General features: G+C 64.5%; 4 protein-coding genes. All 4 read right to left on the reverse strand.

Translation table 11 applies throughout. The features are described from left to right. Positions 1-959, reverse strand: a 959-nt coding sequence (locus tag PF446_RS00935; protein ID WP_298068792.1) for an ABC transporter permease, incomplete at its 3' end; no start/stop codon positions are given. After that, positions 956-1690, reverse strand: coding sequence for an ATP-binding cassette domain-containing protein (locus PF446_RS00940; RefSeq protein WP_298068794.1), 735 nt, complete (start codon positions 1688-1690; stop codon positions 956-958). The genes PF446_RS00940 and PF446_RS00935, both read right to left, overlap by 4 nt. Next, the gene (locus PF446_RS00945) at positions 1687-3252 is read right to left on the reverse strand and encodes an alpha/beta fold hydrolase (protein ID WP_298068797.1); all 1566 of its coding nucleotides are present in this window, start codon (positions 3250-3252) and stop codon (positions 1687-1689) included. The genes PF446_RS00940 and PF446_RS00945 overlap by 4 nt, the downstream gene beginning before the upstream one ends. A gap of 2 nt (positions 3253-3254) precedes the next feature. Then, on the reverse strand, positions 3255-3482 hold the full coding sequence (locus tag PF446_RS00950) for a helix-turn-helix transcriptional regulator (protein ID WP_343224636.1): 228 nt from the start codon (positions 3480-3482) through the stop codon (positions 3255-3257). Positions 3483-3553 lie beyond the last annotated feature (71 nt).

The raw sequence follows: 3553 nt of genomic DNA on the forward strand, positions 1-3553 counted from the left end.
GACGGCAGCACCGGCACGATCATCAGGATCGACAGATAGGTCTGCGCCTCGCGGTAACTCTTGGCGAACGCCGCCACCAGGGTCTGCAGCACGGACAGAAGCGCCACCAGCGGCAGCATCAGCACCAGCACCGTAACCGCGAACGTCGGTCCCAGGTCAAGCGCCATGCCCAGTTTCTCGGTCGGCACCAGGTGTCCTGCAAGACCAAAGGCGACCACGCTCAGCAGCAGGCTTGCGGTGGAGAACGCGGCAATCGCGCCCAGCTTGCCCAGCAGGATACGCCAGCGCGCCACCGGATTTACGAACAGCGGTTCCAGCGACTGCCGCTCGCGTTCGCCCGCAGTCAGGTCGATGGCCAGGTACATCCCGCCAAGGAATACCGAGAGCACGAAGAAGTACGGGATGATCGAGAACAGCTGTCCGGCGCGCGACTGTGGCGTGGACTGGTCGCGCTCGGCCACCATGATGGGGACCATCGTCGAGGGTGACAGGCCACGCGCCACCAGTCGCATGGCCCCGGTCTGGCGTCCATAAGCCTCGAGCATGTGTTCCAGCCGTTTGACCGGGGACTGGGTCTCGCGCCGCGAACTGTCGAAGATCAGCTCCACCTGCGCCGGCTCGCCCTTGGTGAAGGCCTTCGGATAACTCTTGGGTATGCGCAAAATCACATCGGCAAGCTGCTGGCGCACCGCGGCTTCTGGATGCTCGATCGCGGGCTGCGGCACCAGCCCCTGTTGTTCCAGGGCCTTGATCAGGTTGGGCGCCCGCTGGGCGCCGATCACCGGAACCTTCAATGGCTGATCGGCCTTGTCCAGCTCGCGGGTGATGATCACGTTCATCAGCATCACGAACATGATCGGCCCCAGCAGCGGACCGGTGATTAACGCGTTGATCACGGTGCGACGGTCACGCAGGTTCTCGCGGACTTCCTTGAAAAATACAGTAAGTATGGCTTTCATGCGGCAAGGCCCTCCCCGCTGCCGATGATCTTCACGAAGGCATCTTCCAGGTTGGTTTCGCCCGTGCGCTGTCGCAGTTCGTCCGGACTGGCGTCGGCCACCACGCGGCCGCCGGCAATCACCACGATGCGGTCGCACAGTGCCGCGACCTCCTGCATGATGTGGCTGGAAAACAGCACGCAACGGCCGTCGTCGCGCAGCTTGCGCATGAAGGCGCGCATGGCGCGCGTGGCCATCACGTCCAGACCATTGGTGGGCTCATCCAGGATCACGTTGGCAGGATCGTGGATCAGCGCCCGTGCAATGGCGGTCTTCACGCGCTGTCCCTGCGAGAAGCCCTCGGTGCGCCGGTCGATGAAGTCGCCCATGTCCAGCGCCTGAACCAGCGCATCGCGGCGCGCACCCAGCGCTTTGCCATCCATGCCGTGCAGGCGCGCGAAGTAGTCGATGTTCTCGCGCGCGCTGAGACGCTTGTACAGGCCGTGGGCATCCGGCAGCACGCCCAGCCGGCGCCGCACGCCGACCGCATCCTGCGCGGCATCGATGCCGTCCACCAGGACCTGGCCCTGGTCCGGCTGCATCAGCGTGTACAGCATGCGCAGGGTGGTGGTCTTGCCCGCCCCGTTGGGACCGAGCAGGCCGGTGATCTGGCCGTCGCGCGCGCTGAAGCTGACGCCGTCGACGGCCTTCACCTCGCCAAAGGCCTTGTACAACTCCTTGACTTCGATCATGGCGTGGCTCCGTTGAAATTGACGAATGCGGGGATCGGCTGCAACGCCTTCAGGCAGGAGGCGTCGAGCTTTTTCGGCGCGAGTGTGTCCATGAACTTTTTCATCAGGCGCGGCACGCAGCCACGGGTCACTTCGGCGTGGCCCTGGCCCTTGAGCACGAGCTGACGCGCGTTGCCCAGATGGGACACGATCGCCTTGCCGTAGCGAGGTGGGGTGACCGGGTCGTCCTGACCGGACAGCACCAGAGTCGGAATGTCCCCGCGCAGCGGTTGGTGGAAATCGGCCGGGCGCGTGCCATGCGGCCAGACCTCGCACTCGGTCTTGATCGCGGAGATCAGGCGATTGCCGAGCAGGGTGTCCTTGTTGGCTGGATCGGGCTTGAGCAGATCGGCATCCTCACTGCACACCACGCTCATCTGCATGCCGTTGTTCATGTCCGCATCCAGGTCGCCGCTGATCAGGCTGGCCTGCCCCAGCAGCGGCCCATAGTCTCCATGCGCGGCTGCGTCGATGGTCAGCGGCAGCAATGCAGCCGTTTCAGGCTCGTAGGCAAACATGCGTACCACCGCCGCCAGCGAGTCATCGTTGAGCATGCGCGTGACGTCCTTGTAGCTGGACGGATCGCGGATGGTGACGGTATGCGGATCGGCCCGCACCGCGTCGCGCAGCTGGTAGAGCGTTTGATAGGGGTTCCCGAAACGCTTGGCACAAGCTGGCGTGTGCGTGCAGCGGGCAAAATCCAGCTTCAGTGCGTGCTCCAGGTTCCTGGCAAAATCCGCGCCCAGGATCGCGGTGTTGGGAACCGGCGAATCGAGCACAATGCTGCGTACACCTTCGGGATGATGCATTGCGTACTGCTGGGCCATGCGGGTGCCATAGGACACGCCGACCAGGTCCAGCCTGGGCGACCCGAGGGCCTGGCGCACGGCTTCAAGATCCGCCACCGCAGCGGTGGTGGTGTAGAAGCGCGGGTCGGCCTTCTTCTCGACCTGGGCGAGGCACTCGCGGACCTGCTTGCGCAGGTTATCCGGGTTCATCGCCACGGCGGTGTCTTGAGGTGTTTTGGTGGCAGCCCCCTGCTTGCAGGTAAGCGGGTTCGACCCCCCGGTGCCGCGCTGATCCAGCAGCAGGATGTCGTGGTGTTTGCGCAGATCGGCAAAAGCGGACGCCACGCTGACATAGCTTTGGGTGGCCGCCTCGCCCGGACCACCGGCCAGCAGCGTGACCATGTCCGGGTCTGGCGCGGCGGCATCGCTGCGCACCACGGCCAGTTTCAGGCCGATCATGCGACCCTTGGGATCTGCACGGTTCTCCGGAACCTTGAACGGCGCGCACCAGGCAGCCACGCTGGCGCCGGTCCCCGGCCGTCCCAGCTCGCAGGGGGTGAAGCTCAGCGAGCCCCGCTTCCACACCTGTGGCCTGGCCTTGACCTTGACCGGCGCTGCCGCAGTATCGGCCTTCCCTTGCGAGGTCTTTTTGCTGTCGTGATGCGCTTCGTGCTGAAAGACAAAAAACGCCACCACGACCCCCACCGCCAGCACGATGCGTATTCCCATCTTCATTTTCACGCGTCTTTCCCCGGTTCGAATATGGATTCAATCGTGCGCCCGAAAAGGCGCGCGATGCGGAATGCCAGCGGCAGGCTGGGATCGTACTTGCCGTTCTCGATGGCGTTCACGGTTTGCCTTGAAACATCCAGCTGATCGGCCAGCGCGGCCTGCGACCAGCCGTTCTCGGCACGCAAAGCCCGCAGCTGGTTCTTCATTCGCCGCTGTACCGACGCCGCACCCAGGCCAGGGCGATGCCGTAGAACACGAACAGGGCAGGCAGCACCATCAGCATCAGGTTGCCGGTCGGCAGCAC

The organism is Oleiagrimonas sp. (assembly GCF_027858935.1).
In the GTDB taxonomy this organism is placed as follows: Bacteria; Pseudomonadota; Gammaproteobacteria; order Xanthomonadales; family Rhodanobacteraceae; genus Oleiagrimonas.

Excerpts from the sequence above, each read along its gene's own strand:
- PF446_RS00940 (WP_298068794.1), bottom strand. The coding sequence starts at position 1,690 with ATGATCGAAGTCAAGGAGTTGTACAAGGCCTTTGGCGAGGTGAAGGCC.
- PF446_RS00945 (WP_298068797.1), bottom strand. The coding sequence starts at position 3,252 with ATGAAGATGGGAATACGCATCGTGCTGGCGGTGGGGGTCGTGGTGGCG.